The organism is Streptomyces sp. B93, assembly GCF_018070565.1.
Lineage (GTDB): Bacteria > Actinomycetota > Actinomycetes > Streptomycetales > Streptomycetaceae > Streptomyces.
This window is the reverse complement of the sequence record NZ_JAGPXL010000007.1, coordinates 106,616-127,869: the sequence shown is the minus strand read 5'-3', so window position 1 is coordinate 127,869 and position 21,254 is coordinate 106,616. Positions and strand designations below refer to the sequence as shown.

Here is a 21,254-nt window from a genome sequence, read left to right as displayed (position 1 = left end):
CCGCCATGGACCCGCACGCACTCCTCCAACAGGTCGCCGGCCAACTGCGCGCACTGGCCGCGGACGCCGTCGACGGCCTCGTCCGCTCCCTGCCCGAACCCGGCGAGGACCCCTCGGCCGCCGGAACGGTGCTGGCGGGGCGCCTGCTCGCCGCGCACGACAAGCTGCCGCCCGGCAACTCGCTGGTGGAGCTGGTACGGGAGACACTCGGCGACCTCGACGCCGCCTCGCCGGTACGGCTGCACGGCTGGCGGCGGGCCCCCGGCGCGCCCCTCGGCGTGGCCCTGGTGCTCGCCGACCCGGCCGGTGCCGCGGGCGGACGCGCCGTGCTCGGCGTGACCCCGGACGGACCGGTGTTCGACGTGGTGGTCACCCCCGGGGCCGCCCTGACCCTGCCCCAGACCGTCCACGGGCCGTGGAGCGCGGAGGCGACCGTCACCGCCGCCCAGGGCTGGGACGCCGCCTTCGGACCGGGCCTGCCGCCCGCGCCGCCCGGTGGCAGCGCCGCGATCCGGCTGCGCCGCACCGGCAGGCTCACCGCCGGAATGACCGACGGTCCCGGCGTGAGCGTCGACGGCATCGCGCTGGCCGTGACCTCGGAGCCGGGCACCCCCTCGGCCGCCGAACTGGAGTTGCGGGGGTTCACCGCGGCCGTGCTCCCGGCCGCGCTCGCCCGCCTCCTCGGCATCGGCGGCGCGAGCCCCATGTCGGGGCCGCCCGCGCCCGTCGTCCTGCGCGCCGACCGGGCCGCGGGCCTGCGCTTCGCCGGCACCGGCGGCCTCAACGTCCCCCTGCCGCTCCGGCTGAACGCCCCGGCGGTGTCCAGCAGGGGCGCCGCCCTGGAGCTGACCGTGGACGGGGGCGAGCCACGGCTGGCCGTGTCCGTGTCGGCCAGCGCCGGACTCCCGGGCCTGCCCTTGAGCGTCCACCTGGAACGCGCCGGGATCGAACTGCCCGTCACGTTCGCCCCGGCGAACCGTCCCGGCCTCGACCCGAGCAGGCTGCGTGAGCTGTTCCCGGACGGCATCGGCACCGAGTTGAAGGTGCCGCCCATCTCCGGCGGCGGCCTGGTCCGGCGCACCCCCGACGAGGGCTACGGCGGCCTGATCTCCATCGACCTCGGCGTGCTCCGCGTCCAGGCGGTCGCCCTGTTCCGGCCGCCCGACGGCAAGGGCCCCACCAGCTTCCTGGCGCTGCTCGCCGCCCGCTTTCCGACCCCCGGCATCCAACTCGGCCTGGGCTTCGCCCTGGACGCGGTCGGCGGTCTGGTCGGGGTGAACCGGCGCGCCGACCTCACCGCCCTCCAGCAACTCGTCGGTGACGGCAACGCCGACCATGTGCTGTTCCCCGACCGCGCGGTGGAACGCGCCCAGGAAATCATCGGCTCGCTCGGCTCGGCGTTCCCGGTCGCCTCCGGTCGCGTCCTGGTCGGGCCGATGCTCCGCCTCAACTGGGGCGGTCGGATGGTCTCCCTGTCCGGGGCACTCATCCTCGAACTGCCCGCACCGGCCCGCGCCCTGCTGCTGGGACGGCTGCTGGTCGGGCTGCCCGACCCGGACGTGCCGCTCGTCCGCCTCCAGGCCAGTGTGCTCGGCCGGGTCGAACCGGCCGAACCGCTGGTCGAACTGCTGGTGTCGCTGTCCGGTTCGTGGATCGTCGGGCTCGCCGTGCGCGGCGAGATGTATCTGCTCGTACGTGGTGGCCCGCAGCCGGAGTTCGTCCTGTCCGCCGGTGGTTTCCACCCCCGCTACGCCCGCCCCGCCCGGGTGCCCGCGCTGAACCGCCTCCAGGTGGACCTGGCCCCCGGGCAGGGCTGGGGACTTCGCATGGAGGCCTACTTCGCGGTCACCTCCAACGCGGTGATGTTCGGCGGCCAGGTACAGCTCGACGCCACGATCGCGGGCTGCGGTGTGACGGGCTGGCTGGGAATGGACGCGCTGTTCGTCTTCGACCCCGTGTTCGCGTTCTCCGTGCACGTACGCGCCGGAGTGGCCGTACGCGCCTTCGGGCGCCGACTGGCCGGGATCGCCCTGGACTTCACACTGGAGGGGCCCGCCCCCTGGCACGCCTTCGGCACCGGCAGCATCTCGGTGCTGTTCTGGGACGTCGAGCTGGACTTCGACGTCCGCTGGGGCTCGCCGCCCGCCGTCAGGCCGAAGCCCGGACGCGATCCGATCGAGGCACTGACCCCCGAACTGGCCGAGTCCAAGGCCTGGGCGGCGGAGCGGCCGACCGCCGAACGCACCGCGCTGGTGTTCACCGGGGAGGCGAACGAGAGGCTGAACCGGGGCACCCTCGTGCACCCCGACGCCACTCTGCGCGTTTCCCAGCGCGTGGTCCCGCTGGGAGTGCCGATCACCCGGTTCGAACGACGGCCGGTACCGGCGCAGACCTGGACGGTCAAGGAGATCACCCTCGGCGTCCCCCAGCCCGCCGCCGGACTCCCCTCGCTGTCCGAGCGGTTCGTGCCCGGCGAGTTCTTCGACCTCACCGAGGACGCCCAGCTCAGCGAGCCCGCCTTCATCAGCCGCGCGAGCGGACTGCGGGCCCGCGGCGACGGCGCCGTCGTCGGCGTCGGACACCGCGTGGACGACGGCTACGAGACCGGCTACGAACCCCCGCTGGACGAGCGGCAGTTCTCCCTCTGGCCCGGGCTGTTCCGCCGCGAGTCAATGTTCGGAGTCAGCACCGCCGAACGGCTCGAGCGGTGGCGTACACCCGAAGCGGCCGTCAAGGTGCGCCCCGCCAAGCTGAGCGTGGCCGCCACCGATTCGCTGCAGCCGCTGCTGGACGACGTCACCCTGGTTGACGCCACCGCCGACGCCTGGGACGCGATGAGCGGCCGGCTCGATCAGCCGCAGGAGGCGTTGCGGCTCGTCGAGAGCTGGGAGGTGGGCCGATGACCGCGCCCCGCACCACGCTCCGGCCCGTCGGGGGCGTCGTATGAGCACGCGTTGGTTCTTCTCCTCCGTGCGGGTCGGCGCCGCCGCGTCCGCCGACGGACAGCAGCTGCGCACGGCGGTGCGGTTCCTCCGGGACATCGAGGGCCGCCGCGAGGAGCCGGAGGTGGAGGGACCGCGGCTGTCGCTGGTCGGGCCCGGCGAGGTGCTCGGCTTCGACCGCTCGATGGTGCTGCGCGAGGAACCGCCGCCCGGCACGCCCGATGCGGCGGAGAACGTGCTGGCGAGCGTGGAACTGGCCCACGCCGACCTGCCCTGGCTGCTGTCTCCGGGCACGGTGGCCACCGCGGGCGGAACCACCCCGCAACCCTGGATCGCGCTGATCGTGCTGGCCGAGGACGAGGCCGCCCCACCCCGCCCCGGGCACCCCCTGCCCGTCCTCACCGCGCCGGTCGCCGCGCTGCCCCCCTTGGCCGAACGGTGGGCCTGGACCCACGTGGAGGCACGACTGCCCGACGAGGTCACCGGCCTCGACGGCGCCCGCCGGCTTGTGGAACAGGGCGTGCGCCTCCACTCGGCGGGTGTCGTCGGACGGCTGCTGTGTCCGCGCCGGCTGGCCCCGGGCCGCGGCTGGATCGCCGCGGTGGTGCCGGCCACCGCGGCGGGCCGGGACGCGGGCCTCGACGTGACGTTCCGGGCGGCGGCCACCGCGGACGCCTGGCCCGTCCCCGGCCGGGACACCGTCGACCTGCCCGTCTACCACTGGTGGACCTTCCGTACGGGGCAGGCGGGCACCTTCGAGGAACTCGCCCGACGGCTGCGCTTCCGGCCCGCCGCCGAGTCCGGACTCGGCACCCGGACCGTCGACGTCGGCCGTCCCTGGCCCGCCGAGGAGGCCGCGGGCCCCGCCACCGTCGCCATGGACGGCGCCCTGCGGCCACCCGGCACGGCGGCCCCCGAGGAATGGTCCGACCCCGCGGCACAGGACCGGTTCCGCGCCCTGATCCGCGAGCGGGTGGACGCACCGGCGCTGATGCGCGGAGAGCCCGTACCGGAGGGGGGCGGGGAACCCGCCGATGACCGGGACGACATCGCCGTGGCCCCGCCGCTCTACGGCGGCCACCACACCGGCGAGCAGACCGTGCCGGTGGAGCCCGACGTGTGGATGAACACGCTCAACGTGGAGGTCCGCCGCCGGGTCGCCGCCGCCCTCGGCTGCCGATACGTGCAGCTGGAGCAGGAGTTCCTGATGGCCCGGGCCTGGGAACAGGCCGGCGAGATCCGGCGGGCCAACCGGCTGCTGGCGGCCGGCGAGCTGGCGGCCGTCGCCGCTGAGCGGGCCCAGCACAAGCACCTCGACCCGCTGGACGCGTCCGAACTGGTCAGCGTCATGGCACCGGTGAGCGGGCGGATGTCCGTGTCCGTGACGGAACCGGACGCGGAGTCGACCACCCTGGCCGCCAAGCTGGCCTCGGTCGGGGAGGAACTGCCGGCCGGCACCGCCAGCACCTCGTTCGTCCGGCTGACCCGCGCCAACGGCGCGCTCGCCCGGCGGGCCCACCTCGCCGCGGACGGCGAAGCAACCGAGTCGTTCCTCGCCGGAAAGCTGAAACTGATGGGGATGGTCAGCGACGACGCGCCGGAAGGCGGCCTGCCGGGCGAACTGCGCGCCGGGCTCAGCCCCATGCGGCTGCAACTGCTGCGTCTCGCCGACCGGGTACCCGCCGACTTCTGGGCGCGGCGCACCGAGGCCGACGACCGCCCGCTGCGGCCGATCATGGCCCACCCGAAGTTCACCGTGCCGATCGCCGAGGAAGTGCTGGCCCGCTGGCCGGAGTGGGCGCTGCCCGGCATCGGCGCGTTGCCGCAGGACTCGGTGACCCTGCTGGAGACCAACCCCGAGTTCATCGCCGCGCTCCTGGTCGGGCTGAACCACGAGTTCAACCGTGAGCTGCTGTGGCGGGAGTTCCCCACCGACCAGCGCGGCACCCCGTTCGCCCGGTTCTGGCCCGGCGACAGCGCGGACGTCGAGGAGATCGCGCTGTGGCCGCCGGACGCCGCGCTGGGCAGCCAGCTGCGCACCGGCGGCGAGGGGGATCTGGCGCTGCTCGTGCGCGGCGATCTGCTGCGCCGCTTCCCCGGCACCGCCCTGCTCGCCGTACGCGGAGTGGACGGCAAGCTGCCGCCCGCCTTCTCCGACGGCGTACAGGCCACCGCACTGGCACTGGATGAGTCCACCGTCCTGTACCTGTTCCACGACCTGGACGCGGAGCAGGCCCGCACGGAGGACTGGTTCTTCGTGTTCCGCGAACCCATGCGCGGCACCCAGTTCGGCTTCGACACCGGCGACCAGCCCGCCGAGACGAAGACCTGGGCCGACCTCACCTGGCAGGGCGTCGGCGTGGAGCAGACCCGGTGTGTCCAGCTCGGACAGGCGCCCGCCACGCCGACCCGGCTCACCCAGCCCGACCCGCCGGTGTGGGCCCGGGACGCGAGCGACATGGCCCGCATCGCCTTCCAGCAGCCGTTCCAACTGGCCTTCCGCGCCATCAGGTTGCTGGCTGGCTGAGCACCGAACCGAGGACAGGAGCAGTGGGGACATGACCGACGCCTTCGCCGCCCGCGCGCAACTGGACCGGGCCCGCACCGAAGCGGACACCGCGCGGGCCCTCGCCGACGAGCAGGAAGCCGTGGCACGGCGGCTGCGGGCCCACGTCCAGGCAGGCTTGCCCGATCCCCCCTTTCCGCCCACCGCCGCCGAGGCGCTCGCCGCGGCCGAGGCGGCCCTGCCGGAACTGCGGAGCCGGGCCGAGGAGTCGAACCGCCTGGCCGCCGGGGCCCAGGAGGAGCTGACCCGGGCGCTGGCCGAGGGTGAGGCACTGTTCCCCGAGGACAACACCGCGCCCATCGCGCTGCTGCCGGTGCGGGTGGAGACCATCTGGTGGGAGCCGAGGACCCTGCGGGTGCGGATCTACCCGGACGACATCCTGCTGTCCCGCTTCGAGCCCGCGCTCACCCCCGCCGAGGTCGCCGCGGGTACCGCGTACTGGCAGCACCCCGGCACCGAGGCCTGGCACGACGTGCTCACGAAACTGCGACCGGCCCGGGCTTCCTGGGCGGTCCGCGCCTGCCGCCCCGGCGCTCCGGCGCCCACTCCGCGCTCCGACGATCCCCAGGAGCACCGTCCGCACGCGGTGGCGATGCCGAGGCGCTGGCGTTTCCTCGGGCTGTTCGAGGGCCAGGTGGTGGTCGACAAACTCGGCCGCCCGGTCCCCGACCCGTTGCCGATCGGCCTCCTGCGCGCCGACGAGGAGGGCTGGGAGACCGACTGGTTCGAGGCGGTGAAGGCGGGCATGGGCATCGAGCTGATCGTCCCGCCCGAGAACACCGAGAACCTGGACCAGCTGCTGGTGGTCGGCGTACGCGACGACGCGCCCGCGGACGGCGCCGCCCGGCTGCGCGACCTGCTGCACGGTCACCGCTACGGCGGCGGCCTCGGCCTGCTGCCCTCCGGCACCGTCACCAACAACACCCCGCGCTCCCGGTCGGGCTGGTCCTCCGCCCCCGCTTACCCCGGCCCGGACCCCGACCCTGAGGCGGGGCACCGGCCGGTCGCCGACACCCTCGCGACCGCGCTGGGCCTGCCGGACGCCGGGTTCCTGCGCGGCTGCCCCGGCGCCGACGACGCCGCGCCGTCGGCGGTCGCCGCCCTGTCCCTGCTCACCTGGCCCACGCTGGGCAAGGGCTTCGCCGAGGCCGCGCTGACCACGGTCGACCTGGGCACCGGACAGCCCAACGGTGTCGTCCCCGAGGGACCTTGGCGGGCGGTCCGTGAGTACATCGCCGCACACGTGCGCGGCCGTGGGCCGCTGCCGATGCTGCGCGTCGGCCGTCAGCCTTACGGCGTACTGCCCGTGACCGCGCTGGACGACTGGCGCGCCGAACGCGCCGACGCCGTCGACGAAGTGATCGCGCCCTGGCTGATGCGGCTGCGGGAACGCTGGCGGGCGGTGGTGGCCCACCGGGTGGTGCACGACGACGGCGAGGAGGAGGTGACCATCCCCCGCGTCGAACCGGGCAAGCCCGTGGACGGGGTCGCGGTGGAGGCGTTGCGGCGGCTGCCCGTGGCCACCGGGCTGGAAATGACCCGGATGAACGGGCCCGCCCGCGCGGTGCCGTTCACCCCCCTCGACGCGCCCCCCGCGCTGCTCGGCCTGCCCGGTCTGCCGCCCGACGGCATGCTCCGCTGGACGACGACCAGCGACGGCTTCACGTCGCTCGGCGCGAGCCTGGACGAGGCGACCGGTGTCCCGGAGTTCGTCACCCGGCTGACCCCGGACGCCGAGGCCTTCCCGGCCCGGGCGGCTGCCACGGCGGACTACCTGGGTGCGGTACGGGCCTTTCTGGCGGGAGAGCTGGCGGCCGAGGCGTATGACACGCAGTGGCCGGTGGAGCTCTCGACCGGACGGGAGACCCCGGCTCGGCGCAGCACGTTCTTCGATCTTCCGGGCCTGGAGGAGGAGCCGCCGACCGAAGGTGAGGAGCCGGTCGAGGACGAGGTGGGAACGGAGGAAGTCCCCGATGACGAACGGGACATGAGCGGCGTGCTCGACGCGCTGCTGTTCCTGCCCAACTGGTCCACCTTCCTGGACGACCTCGATCCCGCCGGTGACCCTCTGCGCGAGGCCCTGGCCGTCACCGGCGATGTGGACCAGCTGGTCGCCGATGTGCTGGAGGGCCTGGACGAGAGCGAGCGCGCGGAACGCGTCGCCGCCGCCTCCGGGGCCGCCGCCGCGCTGACCCGCCTGGAGCAGGCGCTGCGCACCTTGGCCGCCGTACCGGTCACCCAGCTGCCCGAACTGCTGCTGGAGGTCATCGACGTCCACTCGCACCGCCTGGACGCCTGGATCACCTCACTGGCGTCGAAACGGCTGACCGAACTGCGCACGTCCGGCACACAGGGCGTCCGGTTCGGCTGCTACGGGTGGGTGGAGGACCTCCGTCCCCCGGTACCGAGGGAACAGCTGGAGATCGAGCTGGACGACGTGTCCACGACCGTGGAGCTGTCCGGTAAGGACGGCTACATCCACGCGCCGTCCCTGCACCACGCGGCCACGGCGGCCGTCCTGCGCTCCGGGTTCCTCGGCAACCCCGACGAGCGGAGCTACGCCGTCGACCTCAGCTCCCGCCGGGCCCGCGTCGCCCGCTGGCTGCTCGGCGGGGTACGGCAGGGTCAGAACCTGGGATCCCTGCTGGGATACCGGTTCGAACGGGCCCTGCACGACGCCGAACTTGACCACCTCATCGAGCGGTTCCGCCGCCAGTTCCCGCCGCCCCTCGTCCCCGCGACGGCGCCCCCGGAAACCGACGCGGACCTGTGGGCGCGCAGCGCGGAGGCGGTCTCCGCGCGTAACGTCGTCGACGGCATGGCCCTCGCCCGCGCCGGGTCCGGCGCCCCCGACCTGGCCAGCGTCATCGACCAGGCACCGGTGGTCGGCCTGGAGAACGACCGGGCGGCGGTGACTCCGCTGCTGGAGGACCTCGCCGACGCGCTCGACGCGGTCGGGGACCTCGTACTGGCCGAGAGCGTCCACCAGTTGGTGGGCGGCAACCCGATCCGCGCCGGCCTGACCGCCGACACCCTCGGGCGCGGTGAGGACGTGCCGGACACCTTCCGCGTACTGCGCACCCCGCACCGGGCCCGCGCCCTGACCCACCGCACGGCCGCCCTGCTCCCGGCCGAACCGGCCGCGCCCACCGGCTGGCCCACCGACCCCCTCGCCACGCTGCAACCCGAGTTGGAGGCGTGGGTCGCCCATCTCCTCGGCGCCGCGACGGGCTGGTCCCTCGCCGGCCGACTCGGTGACGACGACCAGGCGGAGCCCCGCCCCTTCGAACTCACCGCCGACCAGTTGGGTCTGGGCGCCCTCAGCGCCGTACTGGACGCGGCTGCCGCCGAACCGGTCGGGCTGCGCGGAGCGGTGCGGGACGCGACGGGTGTCCCGCCGGAGACCCCGGTCGTGTTCACCGGACCGGGATGGAACGGGCTGCACGGCCGGGCGGCCCGCCTCCGGTCCCTGCTGTCCACCGCACAGCCCCTGCTGCCCTCGCGCCTGCCCGGCGGCGCGGCCGGCCGCTCGGTCGACACGACACGACTGCGCACCCGCCTCGCCGCCTTCGCCGCGACCCCCTCGCTCGCTGGGCACCCCGCCATCACAGAGGTGCGGGAACTGGCAGGTGAGACGGTCGCACCGGAGCAGACCGACGCGTGGCTCGCGCGCGCCCGGACGGCGCTGTCCCCGCTGCTCGGCGCCGACCTCCCGCTGCTGCCCGCCCTCACCGGGACACCGTCGCCCCCGCCACCGGCGGGCCGCGGCGACGTGCCCGGCGCCGACCTCGAGGACTGGCTGCGGCGCAACGCGGCCGTAAGACCCACCGTGCGCACCCTGCACGAGACGCTGCTGCTGGCCGGGAACCGGGCCGGGCGGGTGGAACGGCTGCGCGCGGCCCAGCATCCGACGGCCGAGGGCGACGCCTGGATCGGCGGCTCCTTCCCCGCCGGGCAGCGCCCGCCCGCCACGGCCCACCTGGTCTGGCACGCACCGCAGGACCTGGCGCCGGACGCGGAAATCACCGGTGTCGTCCTGGACGAGTGGATCGAACTGCTCCCCGGCTCCGACCAGCCGCCGCCGGGACCCGAACCGGTCCCGGAGTCCGAACTGACGGGCGTCGCCTTCCACTTCGACCGCCCCGACGCCAAGGCCCCGCACAGTGTGCTCCTCGCGGTCCCCCCGGACCTGGAGCGCGGCTGGACCGCCGACGGACTGGCACAGGTACTGCGGGAGACCCTGGAGCTGGCCAAGCTGCGCGCCGTCGACCACCAGGACCTGGCCCCGCTGAGATCGCTCCTCCCCGGCATCCGCATCGCCCAGCGGGGCGCGACCGGCCGGGCCCTGTCCAGGATCGAGACGAAACGAGGGGACACAGATCCGGACGGACCCTTCCAACTGGAACCCCGGCACCGGGCCTCCGACGTCGACGTCGGCCTCGCCGCCCGGGTGCACGACCCGCTGTGGCTGCTCACCCGGCAGTGGCAGTTCGGGGAGTTCACCGCCCAGGACGCCGGGTCCCCGGCCGTGGTGCGGATGAGCGGCAGCAGTGTGCCCGTCGACGCCTGGCGACCGGGCGGGGCCACCGACTGGGTGCCGTACGACCTCGGCCAGGGCCCGCTGGACACCCAGATCGAGGACGAGCCCGTCGAGGTCGACGAGCGGCTGCGCGCGGAGGGCGGCGCCGCGCTGCTGCGCATGGCCGACGACGCCGGACTGCTCGCCGCCGCGCGGACCGCCCTTGCCCCGCTCCGGCTCTCGACCGGAGAGGAGGCGGGCGCCGGTCTGACCGGCCTGCTCGACGGCGGACTGCCCGACGCGGCGTCGGTGGCGGCGGCTCTGGACGCGGGCACCTTCGACGCCGGACCCGACCCGCGCCTCGGCGAGGTGGCCGCCCGCTGGCGGAACTGGTGGGCCGCCCAACTGGCCGAGCACGGCCCGGACTGCTTCGACCCGCATCGCGGCGAGTACGCGGCCGACCTGTCCACCGGCGGTACGGTCCTGCGGGCCGAGGAGTACCAGGGCGACGGCTTGGACTGGTACTCCCTCGACGTCCACCCCGACCCCGACGCCGAGGCGGCGCCGCCGGGGCGGAGCCGGGCGTTCGAGGAGGAGAGCCTGCCCTCGACCGTCCGGTACGGCGGACTGCCGGCCGACCGGTTCTGGGAGATGGAGGACGCGCGCGTCGACCTCGGCGCGGCGGACGTGTCCGCGCTGGACACCGGGCGGCTGCTGCTGATCTCGTTCGCCACGGTCTTCGGCAACGACTGGTTCCTGGTGCCGCTGGAGGTGCCCACCGCGTCACTGACCGTCCTGGACCGGCTCCTCGTACGGGACGTCTTCGGCCGGCACCACCTGGTCGAGCGGGCCGGCCGCGACGACCCGTCCTGGACGATGTTCACCCTGAGCAGCCCCGACCCGGACCACCCCGCCGCGTCCGGCCTGCTGATCCTGCCCTCCGAACGCGGCCAGCCGGGGCAGCCCCTCGAACGGGTCCTCCTCGCCCGCGACGAACTGGCCAACCTGGCCTGGGCGGTTCAGCACCACTACACCGACGGCCGCGGCGAACCGGTCGACCGCCGCGACCGCTGGGCCCGCACCGCACCGCCCGCAACGGCCGTACCCGGGCCCGATGCCGTGCCCGCGTACGCGGTCCAGTCCATCGTCCCCGACTACTGGTTCCCTCTGGTCCCCGAACCGGTGCGAGCGGGTCAGATCCGGTTCCGCCTCGCCACCCTCACCGGCCCCGGCCTCGACTCCCGGCCCGAGGGCCGTCTCATCACCCCCGGGCTGTGGCTGCACGAGGAGGAAGTACCGCGCGAGGGAGTCCTGCTCGCCCGCCGCCCCGTCCTGGCCCGCTGGTCCGACGGCACCTGGCACAGCTGGGTACGCAGGGAGAAGACGCCCGGCACGGGGGAGAGCGCGAGCGGCCTGGCGTTCGACACGGTACGGCCTACGGAGCCGTGGCCGTGACGTGCCCAGGTGATGCGCGCCCTATGTGCTCGTCCGACTTGCCGTCGCGCTATGAGGTCATCGGTGGATCCGTGCGGGCGTCGTAGGCGGCACGGGCATCGTCGATCCGGGAGAGGTGCGCGACGCTCCATTCGAGCAGGGGCGCGGTGGCCTCGCGCAGGGTGATGCCCATCTCGGTGAGCTCATAGCTGACATGCGGCGGCATCACGTCGTGGACGGTGCGGGTCAGGATTCCGTCGCGCTCCAGGCTGCGCAGCGTCACGGTGAGCATGCGCTGGCTGATTCCGTCGATGGCCCGTTTGAGCTCGGTGAAACGGCGCGGTCCGTCCTTGAGATTGCGCACGACCAGCAGCGACCACTTGTCTCCGACGATGTCGAGCACCACCCGGGTCCGGCACGCGTCGCTGGGCCGCGCCGCCGACCGCGGATCGCCCTGTGCCGCGTCCATGGTTACCTCCAGAGAACCGGGTCACCGGAAAGTGCCTTATTGCCTGCGGCGCGTCGAGTGCACCAGCATGCCCTTGGTACTCAAACAGTACCGAGGTATGAAAGGTAACTGCCAGAGCCGCGAACCAGCGGCCTGCGCGCAACCGTGCTCTTCTGCTCCCGCGAAGGAAGATCGATGTCCATATTTGTACTGGTACACGGTGCTTGGCACAGCGGACGGTGCTGGGATCGGGTGGTACCGCTGCTGGAGGCCGCCGAGCACCGGGTGTTCGCGCCGTCCCTGACCGGCTTCGGCGACAAGGCCCACCTGCTGGGTCCGGAGGTGGGTCTCGATACGCACGTCGACGACGTGGTCGGGCTGATCACCGAGGAGAACCTCAGCGACGTCGTACTCGTCGGCCACAGCTACGCAGGGCTGGTGATCTCCTCCGCGGCCAACCGGATTCCGGAACGCATCGCCCACCTGGTCTACCTCGACGCGATGGTCCCGGAGGACGGCGAGTCCGCAGTCGACGTCCAACCCGTGACACGGCAACTGATCGAACTCGCCGAGAAGTCCGAGAGCGGCTGGCGCGTGCCGCCGATGCCCGAGCAGCCCGCGCCCTTCGGCCTGTTCGGCGTCACCGACCCGGCTGACGTTGCCTGGCTGCGCGGGATGCTCTCGGACCACCCGGCGCGCTGTCTGCAGCAGCCGGTGCAACTGGGCAACCCCGCCGCTAACGCGATCCCGCGCACGCACATTCACAATGTCGGCGCCATGCCGGCGGGAGTCACCCGTCGTCCCGTCCCCTCGGTCCAACCCAACGGCAGTGCCGCGCAGGTCTGGGAGCTGCCGACCGGCCACGACTGCATGATCACCATGCCGGGCGAACTCAGCGAACTGCTTCTCAAGCTTTCCTAGCCAAGGGCTGTCGTCAATGTGTCACGCCCACATCAGAAGCGAGGCGAGGGTGACGGCTCCTTGGCAGGACCCGGCGGTCTTGTCGTAACGGGTCGCGGTGCCGCGCAAGTGCTCTAGGCGGTCGCAGCATCGTTCCACGGCGTGGCGGCGCCCGTAGAACCGCTTGCCGAGGGCCGGCGCGATGAGCAGCGGCATCAGTCACCGCAAGGCCGTCGAACTCCTCGCCCCGCCCGGCGCTGAGCACCCGCCGCGAACTCGCCGCCTCCGAACGCCGCGCGGGCACCCTCGCCGAACGCCAGCGGCTCTCCACGGGAGATCCACGACACCCTCGCCCAGGGCCCGTCCAGCCAGCGCATGCTGCCTGCGCCGCATCTACGACAAGCTCGGCGTGGACACCCGGGCGGGCGCGGTGGCCGTCGCGAAGGAGCGGCGGCTGCTGCCCTGACGTCACCCGACGGGCAGGCCCAGCTCCTCCGCCACGGTGGTGAGGGCGCCGCCCAGCGGCAGCGCGACGCGGGCGACGGCGTACTGGTCGCCGCGGGTGGCGTCCCGGTTGACGATGAGGACGGGCTTCCCGGCCCGGGCCGCCTGGCGGACGAAGCGGAGCCCGGACATCACCGTCAGGGAGGAGCCGAGGACCAGCAGCGACGCCGCCTCACGGACCAGGGCGCGGCAGTGCTCGACCCGCCCCGGCGGCACCGCCTCGCCGAAGAAGACCACGTCGGGCTTGAGGACGCCGCCGCAGACCGTGCAGGGCAGCACCCGGAAGTCCCCGACCTGCTCGTCCGTGAGGTCGGCGTCACCGTCCGGGTTGATCCCCGCGGCCACCGGCGCGAAGCCCCGGTTGGCCTCCGCCAGCCGCACGGCGAGTTCCCGGCGCGGACTGAGGGCGCCGCAGGACAGGCAGACCACCCGCTCCAGGCTGCCGTGGAGTTCCACGGCCTCCGCGCTGCCCGCTGCCTGGTGCAGACCGTCGACGTTCTGCGTGATCACACCCGTGAGCAGGCCGTGCCGCCCGAACGCGGCCACGGCCCGGTGCCCGGCGTTGGGAAGGGCCCGGCCGAAGGTGCGCCAGCCGAGATGGCTGCGCGCCCAGTACCGGCGCCGGGCCGCCGCGCTGGCGGTGAAGTCCTGGTACGTCATGGGCGTGTGCCGACTCAGGCTGCCGCCCACGCCCCGGTAGTCGGGGATGCCCGACTCGGTGGAGAGGCCCGCCCCGCTGAGCACCAGCACACCCCCGGCGCGCAGCGCGTCCGCGACCGGCTCCAGGTCCGTCGTACCCGGCGGCAGGTCCTCGGTGGGTGTCCAGCTCAGAGTGGGGCGCATGCGCATGCCGCAAGGGTACGGAACCGGCGGCGAAGCGGCCCCGCCGCCGATCCGCCGCATCCGGTGCCCGACGACCGCTTGTCCGGCGCCCACCCGGCGGACGACAATGCCGCGCACGCGGCCAGCCCGCTGACCTCGCAGGTTCCCGTCCTCCCCCCCGGAAGCCGCATGACACAGCAGTCCACCGGACCCCGTCCGGGCACCGCACTGCCCCGCTCGGTCCGCGTCGGCTACGGGCTGGGGTCCCTGGGCACCGGCGCCTTCGGCACCGTCCCCGGCCTGGTGCTGCTCTACTACCTGACCGACGTCCTCGCCGTGCCCGCCGCCCTCGCGGGCGCCGCCGTCGCCCTGCCCAAGGCCTGGGACGTCGTGGCCAACCCGCTGATCGGGGCCGCCGCCGACCGCAGCCGCGCCCAGGACGGCTCCCGCCGCCCTTTCCTGCTGATCGGCGCGCTGACCCTGCCGCCCCTGTTCGCCCTGGTCTTCGCCGCGCCCCCGCTGCGCGGCACCGCCGCCGCCCTCTACGTGGCGGTGCTGTTCGTCCTCGCGGCCACCGCGTACGCCGTGTTCCAGGTGCCGTACGTGACCATGCCCGCCGAGATGACGGACGACCCCGCCGAGCAGGCGCGGGTGCTGGGCTGGCGGGTCGCCTTCCTCGGCGTGTCCATCCTGCTGTCCGGCGCGCTGGCCCCGGCCCTCGCCCGGACCGACGACGAGGACCCGGCCGGTTACCGCACGATGGGCGTGGCCGTCGCCGTCCTGCTGGCCGTCGGCATGCTCGGCGCCTGGCGCGCCACCCGCCGCGCGCCCGTCCTCGCCCGCAGCGCGGCCGAGCCCTCCCTGCGCGCCCAGTTCGCGGCGGCCCGGGACAACCGCGCGTTCGCCGCGCTGGCCGGGATGTGGACGGTGCAGGCCCTCGCGGTGGGCGTCATGCTCGCCGGGACCCAGTACTTCGCCACCTACGTCCTCGGCTCGGCGGCCTCCGTCACCTGGCTGTTCGTCTGCATGATCGGCCCGCTGATACCGGCCACCCCGGCATGGAACCGGCTCGCCCGGGCCGTGGGCACCAGCACCGCGCTGTGGTACGCCTCCCTGCTGTTCACCGGCGCCGGCGCCCTGCTCGTCCTCACCCCGCACACCCACCCCGCCGTCGCCTACGCCGCGGTCGCCGGGGTGGGCGTGGCCTACGCCGGGCTGCAACTGCTGCCGCTGACCCTGCTGGCCCGCACCCTCGCCGCGGACGCCGCCCGCACCCGGCGGCGCCGCGCCGCCACCTTCACCGGCGTGTGGACGGCGGCGGAGACCCTCGCCCTGGCGGCGGGACCGGCCCTGTTCGCCCTCGTCCTCACCGTCACCGGGTTCCGCTCCTCCGACGCGAGCGAACGGGTGCGCCAGCCCGACACCGCCGTCACCGGCATCAACACCGCCATGAGCGTGCTGCCCGCGCTCCTGGTCCTCGCCTCGCTCCTGCTGCTGCGCCGCTACCGCCGCGAGTCGGCCCGGCTCGCCCACCCCACCGAGGAGGAAGGGACCCGACGTGCCCACTGAACCCGAACCCACCCCGGCCCCCGCCCTGCCCAAGGGCCGCCCCGCCGCCGAACTCCTCGCCGAACTACGCGAGTTGCGCGGGCAGGACGCCCCCACCCGGGGCGGTCGCACCTTCGCCTACGTGTACGACGCGGGCGTGCCCGGCCTCGACGACCTCGCCGCCGAGGCCTACCGCGTCCACGCCACCGTCAACGGCCTCGACCCCACCGTCTTCCCCAGCGTGCTCCGGCTGGAGAACGACCTGGTGGGCGCCGTGAACGCGGTCCTCGGCAGGCCGGGCGCCCAGGGCACCCTCACCAGCGGCGGCACCGAGTCGATCCTGCTCGCGGTGAAGACCGCCCGCGACCACGCCCGCGCCGAACGCGGTGTCACCCGCCCCCAGCTCGTCCTGCCCGCCACCGCCCACGCCGCCTTCCACAAGGCCGCCCACTACCTCGGCCTGGAGACGGTCACCGTGCCGGTCGACCCGGAGACGTTCCGCCCCGCGCCGGCGGACGTCGCGGCCGCGCTGACCGACCGCACCGCCCTGGTGGTCGCGTCGGCACCGTCGTACGCCCACGGGGTGATGGACCCGGTGGCCGAGATCGCCGCGGCCGCCGCCGAACGCGACGTCCTGTGCCATGTCGACGCGTGCGTCGGCGGCTGGTTCCTGCCGTTCCTCGCCCGCACCGGCCGCCCGGTGGCACCCTTCGACCTGACGGTGCCCGGGGTGACCTCGCTCTCGGTGGACCTGCACAAGTACGGCTACGCCGACAAGGGCGCCTCCGTCGTGCTGTACAGGGACGCGCACCTGCGCCGCCACCAGTACTTCGCGCACGCCCGCTGGCCCGGCTACCCGGTGGTCAACCCCACGGTGCAGGGCACCCGGCCGGCCGGGCTCGCCGCCCAGGCCTGGGCGGTCCTGCACCACCTCGGCGACGACGGCTACACCGAACTCACCCGCCAGGTGGCGGACGCCGCCGACCGCCTGCTGCCCGCGCTGCGCGCCCTGCCGGACGTCCGCGTGCTCGGCGAACCCGTCGGCAACCTCGTCGCGTTCACCGTGACCGGCCCGGACGCCACCCCCGACCTCGCCCGGGTCCTGCACATGGCCGACGAGATGCGGGAACGCGGCTGGTACCTCCAGCCGCAGCTGGCGTACGGCGCACTGCCCCCCAACCTCCATCTGACCCTGACCCCGGCCACCGCCGCCCACGTCCCGGCCCTGCTGAACGACCTCACCGAGGCGCTCACCGGCGCCCGCGCCGCCGTCGCTCCGGTCACCGTCGACCCCCAACTGCTCGCCCTGGCGGCCGCACTGGACCCGGACACCCTCACCCCCGAGGAGGTCGCCGCGGTGCTGGCGTTCGCGGACCTGGGCGGCGAGGGGCGACCGCCCACCCGTATGGCACCGGTGCTGATGCTCCTGGACGCCCTGCCGGTGCGGCTCAAGGAGCGGCTGATGACGGAGTACGTCTCCGCCCTGTTCCAGGTGAGACCGTGACCCGGACCCGCCCGAGCCGCCGATGTCAGTGCCGTGCGCTTCACTGTCCGTCATGAACCTCACGCTTGTGGCCGTCCACGAACTGCTGACCCGGCTCGGCCCCGGGGACGGCCATCTGTACCTGCCCCGCGACGTGGACCCGCGGGAGCTGATCGACCGGCTCGCGGCCATGCACGGCGCCCCGCGCACCCTGGTCCTCGACGGCTTCACCGCCCCGACGGTCGACGACTCCGCGGGCGCGGCCCTGCTCGCCCCCTTCGGGGACCGGGCGGTGCTGATACGGGCGTGGGCGTACGGCGGTCAGTGGGTCGGCGCGGGATCGGCCCGGGACGAGGAGGGCGACGAGCGGGCCGTACTGGCGGTCGCCGTCCGCAAGCTGCCGGACCCGTTGGTGGTCGCTTCCCCAGAGGACGCGGAGGACGCGGAGGACGTCGACTGGGTGGACCGGCTGATCCGGATCACCGGCTGGACCCAGCCCGCCCGGCGGCCGGACGTGGACTGGGCGGAGCCGGAGTCACGGCTGGGCACGGCGCTGCCGGGCGACTACAAGCGGATGGTCGAGACGTTCGGCGAGGGCGCCTTCGACGGGTGGCTGAGCCTGCACCAGGAGCCGTGGACGCACCTGCGCGAGGACGGACTGCTGATGTGGGCGGGCACGGAGCACGAGGACAGCTACTGCTGGCGCACCGACGGGGACGACCCCGACCGCTGGTCCGTCGTGGTCCGCTCCTTCGACGACGAGGACACCGGCTTCCGCTGCGGGACGGCCGAGTTCGTCTGCCGCATGCTCGTCGACCCGCACCACCCGTACACCATGGCCCACTACTTCGACACGCACTGGTTCATGAACTACCAGGAGAGTGACTGACGCGGCCGAACGGGAGCCGCCCGGCCCAAAACCCGGCTGCGTACGGCACCGGACCGCCCGTAGGCTGCCGGGCCATGACCTCTCGACTCTTCGCGCTCTGCTTCGGTGCGGGCGAACCACGGCGGCTGGCACGGTTCTGGTCCGAATTCCTGGGCCGGGAACCGGTCGACGACCCCCGTGACGGTCTCACGCTGCTACCCGGCGACGACACCGGGTTCCACCTCCGCTTCGTTCCGTTCGCGGAGCCGAAGACCGTGCAGAACCGGATGCACTTCGACCTGACGAGCGAGTCCCCGGAGGACCAGCGGCGGACGGTGGCCAGGGCGCTGGAACTCGGCGCGCGCCACATCGACGTCGGCCAACGCCCCGAAGAGGGACACGTGGTGCTCGCGGACCCGGAGGGCAACGAGTTCTGCGTGCTCGGGGCGGGCAACACGTTCCTCGCGGGCTGCGGCTTCGTCGGAGCGCTGGCCTGCGACGGCTCACAGGCGGTCGGGTACTTCTGGAGCGAGGCGCTGGGGTGGCCGCTGGTCTGGGACCAGGACCAGGAGACCGCCATCCAGTCCCCGCACGGCGGCACGAAGATCACCTGGGGTGGACCGCCGGTCGCGCCGAAGCCCGGTACGAACCGGCTCCACTTCGACCTGACCGTACCCGCCGACGGTGACCCGGAGGCGGAGATCGACCGTCTGTGCTCGCTCGGGGCGACCCGTGTCGGCACGACCGAGGACGGGACCGGCCGGGTGGCCATGACCGATCCCGACGGCAACGAGTTCTCCGTGCTGACGGCGGTGCGACCGCAGAAGTAGGCGGTCCGCGCAGGATAGTGACCGTATGTCACCTTCCGCGCCCGGGTCGCCCCAGCCGCCCCGGACCGGCACGGCCGCTGACCGCCGGGGCTGGCGCCGGTGCCTGCTCGGCGGCGCGGTGTTCGCCGTGTGCATGGCGGGTACGACCCTGCCGACGCCCTTGTACGCCCTCTACCAGGAGAAGTTCGACTTCTCCGAACTGACGGTCACCGTCGTCTACGCCGTCTACGCGTTCGGCGTCATCGGCGTGCTGCTCCTCGCGGGCAATGCCTCGGACGCGGTGGGCAGACGTCCGGTCCTGCTGTGGGGCCTGGGGTTCGCGGCCGCCAGCGCCGTCTGCTTCCTGTCCGCCACCGCACTGGGCTGGCTGTACGTGGGACGGCTGCTGTCGGGTCTGTCCGCGGGACTGTTCACCGGCGCCGCCACGGCCTACGTCATGGAGCTGGCACCGCGCGGCGGCGCCGCGCGGGCCACGTTGGTGGCGACCGCCGCCAACATGGGAGGCCTGGGCTGCGGCCCGCTGCTCGCCGGGGTGCTCGCGCAGTACACCGACTGGCCGCTGTACCTGCCGTTCGCCGTGCACCTCGCCCTGGTGGCCGGCTCGGCCGCCGCCTTGCTGTGGCTCCCCGAGACCGTGCGCGAGCGACGGCCCCTGAGCACCGTACGACCGCAACGGCCGGGGCTGCCGCCGAGGGTGCGGGCGGTCTTCGGCCCGGCGGCCACCGCCTCCTTCGTTGGCTTCGCCCTCTTCGGGGTCTTCACCTCCGTCAGCCCGTCCTTCCTCGCCCACTCGCTGGACGTCCACGACCACGCGGTCAGCGGACTGGTCGTCGCGCTGGCGTTCTTCTCCTCCACCGCGGGACAACTGGCCGTCGGCCGGGTCGGTCTGGCCCGGTCCCTGCCCCTGGGCTGCGCCTGGCTGCTCGCCGGGCTGGCGCTGCTGGCCGCCGCGCTGTACTGGGACCAGCCGGCCCTGGTGGTGCTGAGCGCGATCGTCGGCGGCTGCGGGCAGGGGCTCGCCTTCCGTGGCGCCCTGTCGGCGGTGGCCGAGGCGACCGACGCCGGCCGGCGTGCCGCCGTGATCTCCACGCTGTTCGTCGTGGCGTACACCGGCATCTCCCTGCCGGTCATCGGCGTCGGCCTGCTGGTCGCCCCGATCGGCCTGGAGGGCGCCGGGCTGGTCTTCATCGCCTGCATGGCCCTCCTGGTGACGACCGCGGGCGCCTACCTCCTCCGCCGACCGGTGACCACGGCACGTCTCTAGCGGCGCAGCAGTGTCTCCCGTTCGACGCGGGACAGTTTCACGGGGTTGCGGACGGCGTAGAGGCCGGTGATGCGGCCCTGGTCGACATGGACCGCCAGGACGGTGTTGATCTCGCCGTCGAGGCGGAGGATCAGCGCGGGGTAGCCGTTGATGTCGGCCGGGAGCAGGGTGGCCGAGGCGCCGAAGCGGGCCATTCCGGCGGTCAGTTCGGCCACGCGCCGGGCGCCGACCACGGGGTCCGGTGCCTGGACGACTCCGCCGCCGTCGCCGAGCAGGACGACGTCCGGTGCGAGGACGTCGAGGAGGCTCTGCACGTCACCGGTCGTGGCGGCCCGCCGGAACGCGTCGATCGCCTCCCGGGTCTCCGCGGGGGTGACCACCTCGCGGGGGCGGCGCGCGGCGACATGGGCGCGGGCCCGGTGGGCGATCTGGCGGACCGCGGCCGGGGTCTTGTCGACCGCCGCCGCGATCTCCTCGTATTCCAGGGCGAACACCTCACGCAGCACGAACACCGCCCGCGCGGTCGGTGTGAGCGTCTCCAGCACCAGCAGCATCGCCATCGAGACACTGTCGGCCAGCTCGACGTCCTCGGCGACGTCGGGCGCGGTGAGCAGCGGCTCCGGCAGCCAGGCGCCGACGTAGGACTCCTTGCGCCGCCGCAGGGTGCGCAGCCGGCTCAGCGCCTGACGGGTCGTGATCCGGACCAGGTAGGCGCGCTGGTCCCGCACGCCGGTGAGATCGACGCCCACCCAGCGCAGCCAGGTCTCCTGGAGGACGTCCTCCGCGTCGGCGGCCGAGCCGAGCATCTCGTAGGCGACGGTGAAGAGGAGACTTCGGTGGGCGACGAATCCCTCGGTGGCGGAGTCCATCCGGCCGGCGCCGACCGGCCGTGACCCGGTGCTGCCGAACGTTCCCTCGTCGCGCTCGTCCATGGCTGGCTCCCACCTTTTCGCCCGTGACCGTGTGCCGCACACAAGACGCCGGTGCCCGGCTCCCTGTGACACCCGTGACCGGGTGGCGCACGTCACATCCGCCGGGTTGTCACAGCGGCGGGGGCGGCGGCATCTCCATGCCCGTGACGACGCCGCGCCGACGATCCGCGCGGCACCCGGACCCACGAGTGAGG

12 protein-coding genes and 2 pseudogenes are annotated in these 21,254 nt (G+C 74.1%); 11 read left to right on the top strand and 3 right to left on the bottom strand.

Annotated features, from left to right (window positions below; genetic code table 11):
• Positions 1 to 5: 5 nt before the first annotated feature.
• The 3 genes from KBY47_RS09490 to KBY47_RS09480 are packed head-to-tail and all read left to right on the top strand — an operon-like array spanning position 6 to position 11,482.
• Positions 6 to 2,903 carry a DUF6603 domain-containing protein gene (locus KBY47_RS09490; protein WP_210920545.1) on the top strand — a complete coding sequence of 966 codons (2,898 nt, stop codon included), beginning with the start codon at positions 6 to 8 and terminating at the stop codon, positions 2,901 to 2,903.
• A gap of 40 nt (positions 2,904 to 2,943) precedes the next feature.
• Positions 2,944 to 5,469: a hypothetical protein gene (locus tag KBY47_RS09485; RefSeq protein WP_210920544.1), complete on the top strand. Its 2,526-nt coding sequence runs from the start codon at positions 2,944 to 2,946 to the stop codon at positions 5,467 to 5,469.
• A gap of 31 nt (positions 5,470 to 5,500) precedes the next feature.
• Positions 5,501 to 11,482, top strand: coding sequence for a hypothetical protein (locus tag KBY47_RS09480; protein ID WP_210920543.1), 5,982 nt, complete (start codon positions 5,501 to 5,503; stop codon positions 11,480 to 11,482).
• Positions 11,483 to 11,531: 49 nt separating this feature from the next.
• Here the strand turns inward: KBY47_RS09480 and KBY47_RS09475 are convergent, their stop codons facing one another.
• The gene (locus KBY47_RS09475; RefSeq protein WP_210920542.1) at positions 11,532 to 11,930 is read right to left on the bottom strand and encodes a helix-turn-helix domain-containing protein; all 399 of its coding nucleotides are present in this window, start codon (positions 11,928 to 11,930) and stop codon (positions 11,532 to 11,534) included.
• 174 nt (positions 11,931 to 12,104) lie between these two features.
• Between KBY47_RS09475 and KBY47_RS09470 the strand changes: the two genes are divergently transcribed.
• The 3 genes and pseudogenes from KBY47_RS09470 to KBY47_RS36385 form a co-directional block, all read left to right on the top strand.
• Positions 12,105 to 12,830 carry an alpha/beta fold hydrolase gene (locus KBY47_RS09470; protein WP_210920541.1) on the top strand — a complete coding sequence of 242 codons (726 nt, stop codon included), beginning with the start codon at positions 12,105 to 12,107 and terminating at the stop codon, positions 12,828 to 12,830.
• 236 nt (positions 12,831 to 13,066) lie between these two features.
• Positions 13,067 to 13,190, top strand: a pseudogene (locus KBY47_RS36390) (histidine kinase); the annotation flags it as partial.
• A gap of 1 nt (position 13,191) precedes the next feature.
• Positions 13,192 to 13,275 (top strand): annotated as a pseudogene (locus KBY47_RS36385) (DNA-binding response regulator); the annotation flags it as partial.
• Between the two features lie 2 nt (positions 13,276 to 13,277).
• Here KBY47_RS36385 and KBY47_RS09460 read toward each other — a convergent pair.
• Positions 13,278 to 14,162 carry an NAD-dependent protein deacetylase gene (locus KBY47_RS09460; RefSeq protein WP_210920539.1) on the bottom strand — a complete coding sequence of 295 codons (885 nt, stop codon included), beginning with the start codon at positions 14,160 to 14,162 and terminating at the stop codon, positions 13,278 to 13,280.
• A 162-nt stretch (positions 14,163 to 14,324) separates the two neighbouring features.
• On the opposite strand from KBY47_RS09460, the gene KBY47_RS09455 reads away from it, so the two are divergent.
• From KBY47_RS09455 to KBY47_RS09435, 5 genes are all read left to right on the top strand, one after another.
• Complete coding sequence (locus tag KBY47_RS09455; protein WP_210920538.1) at positions 14,325 to 15,704, top strand: MFS transporter; 1,380 nt, start codon at positions 14,325 to 14,327, stop codon at positions 15,702 to 15,704.
• Positions 15,694 to 17,187, top strand: coding sequence for an aminotransferase class V-fold PLP-dependent enzyme (locus tag KBY47_RS09450; RefSeq protein WP_210920537.1), 1,494 nt, complete (start codon positions 15,694 to 15,696; stop codon positions 17,185 to 17,187). The genes KBY47_RS09455 and KBY47_RS09450 overlap by 11 nt, the downstream gene beginning before the upstream one ends.
• A gap of 52 nt (positions 17,188 to 17,239) precedes the next feature.
• Positions 17,240 to 18,055, top strand: coding sequence for a hypothetical protein (locus KBY47_RS09445; RefSeq protein ID WP_247694441.1), 816 nt, complete (start codon positions 17,240 to 17,242; stop codon positions 18,053 to 18,055).
• Positions 18,056 to 18,129: 74 nt separating this feature from the next.
• Positions 18,130 to 18,864, top strand: a complete 735-nt coding sequence (locus KBY47_RS09440; protein ID WP_210920535.1) for a VOC family protein — start codon at positions 18,130 to 18,132, stop codon at positions 18,862 to 18,864.
• A gap of 25 nt (positions 18,865 to 18,889) precedes the next feature.
• Positions 18,890 to 20,128, top strand: a complete 1,239-nt coding sequence (locus KBY47_RS09435) for an MFS transporter (RefSeq protein ID WP_210920534.1) — start codon at positions 18,890 to 18,892, stop codon at positions 20,126 to 20,128.
• On the opposite strand, the gene KBY47_RS09430 is transcribed toward KBY47_RS09435, so the two are convergent.
• Positions 20,125 to 21,060, bottom strand: a complete 936-nt coding sequence (locus tag KBY47_RS09430) for an RNA polymerase sigma-70 factor (RefSeq protein ID WP_210920533.1) — start codon at positions 21,058 to 21,060, stop codon at positions 20,125 to 20,127. The two genes, KBY47_RS09435 and KBY47_RS09430, sit on opposite strands and share 4 nt — an antisense overlap.
• Between the last annotated feature and the right edge of the window lie 194 nt (positions 21,061 to 21,254).

Excerpts from the sequence above, each read along its gene's own strand:
- KBY47_RS09490 (WP_210920545.1), top strand. The coding sequence starts at position 6 with ATGGACCCGCACGCACTCCTCCAACAGGTCGCCGGCCAACTGCGCGCA.
- KBY47_RS09485 (WP_210920544.1), top strand. The coding sequence starts at position 2,944 with ATGAGCACGCGTTGGTTCTTCTCCTCCGTGCGGGTCGGCGCCGCCGCG.
- KBY47_RS09480 (WP_210920543.1), top strand. The coding sequence starts at position 5,501 with ATGACCGACGCCTTCGCCGCCCGCGCGCAACTGGACCGGGCCCGCACC.
- KBY47_RS09475 (WP_210920542.1), bottom strand. The coding sequence starts at position 11,930 with ATGGACGCGGCACAGGGCGATCCGCGGTCGGCGGCGCGGCCCAGCGAC.
- KBY47_RS09470 (WP_210920541.1), top strand. The coding sequence starts at position 12,105 with ATGTCCATATTTGTACTGGTACACGGTGCTTGGCACAGCGGACGGTGC.
- KBY47_RS09460 (WP_210920539.1), bottom strand. The coding sequence starts at position 14,162 with ATGCGCATGCGCCCCACTCTGAGCTGGACACCCACCGAGGACCTGCCG.
- KBY47_RS09455 (WP_210920538.1), top strand. The coding sequence starts at position 14,325 with ATGACACAGCAGTCCACCGGACCCCGTCCGGGCACCGCACTGCCCCGC.
- KBY47_RS09445 (WP_247694441.1), top strand. The coding sequence starts at position 17,240 with ATGAACCTCACGCTTGTGGCCGTCCACGAACTGCTGACCCGGCTCGGC.
- KBY47_RS09440 (WP_210920535.1), top strand. The coding sequence starts at position 18,130 with ATGACCTCTCGACTCTTCGCGCTCTGCTTCGGTGCGGGCGAACCACGG.
- KBY47_RS09435 (WP_210920534.1), top strand. The coding sequence starts at position 18,890 with ATGTCACCTTCCGCGCCCGGGTCGCCCCAGCCGCCCCGGACCGGCACG.
- KBY47_RS09430 (WP_210920533.1), bottom strand. The coding sequence starts at position 21,060 with ATGGACGAGCGCGACGAGGGAACGTTCGGCAGCACCGGGTCACGGCCG.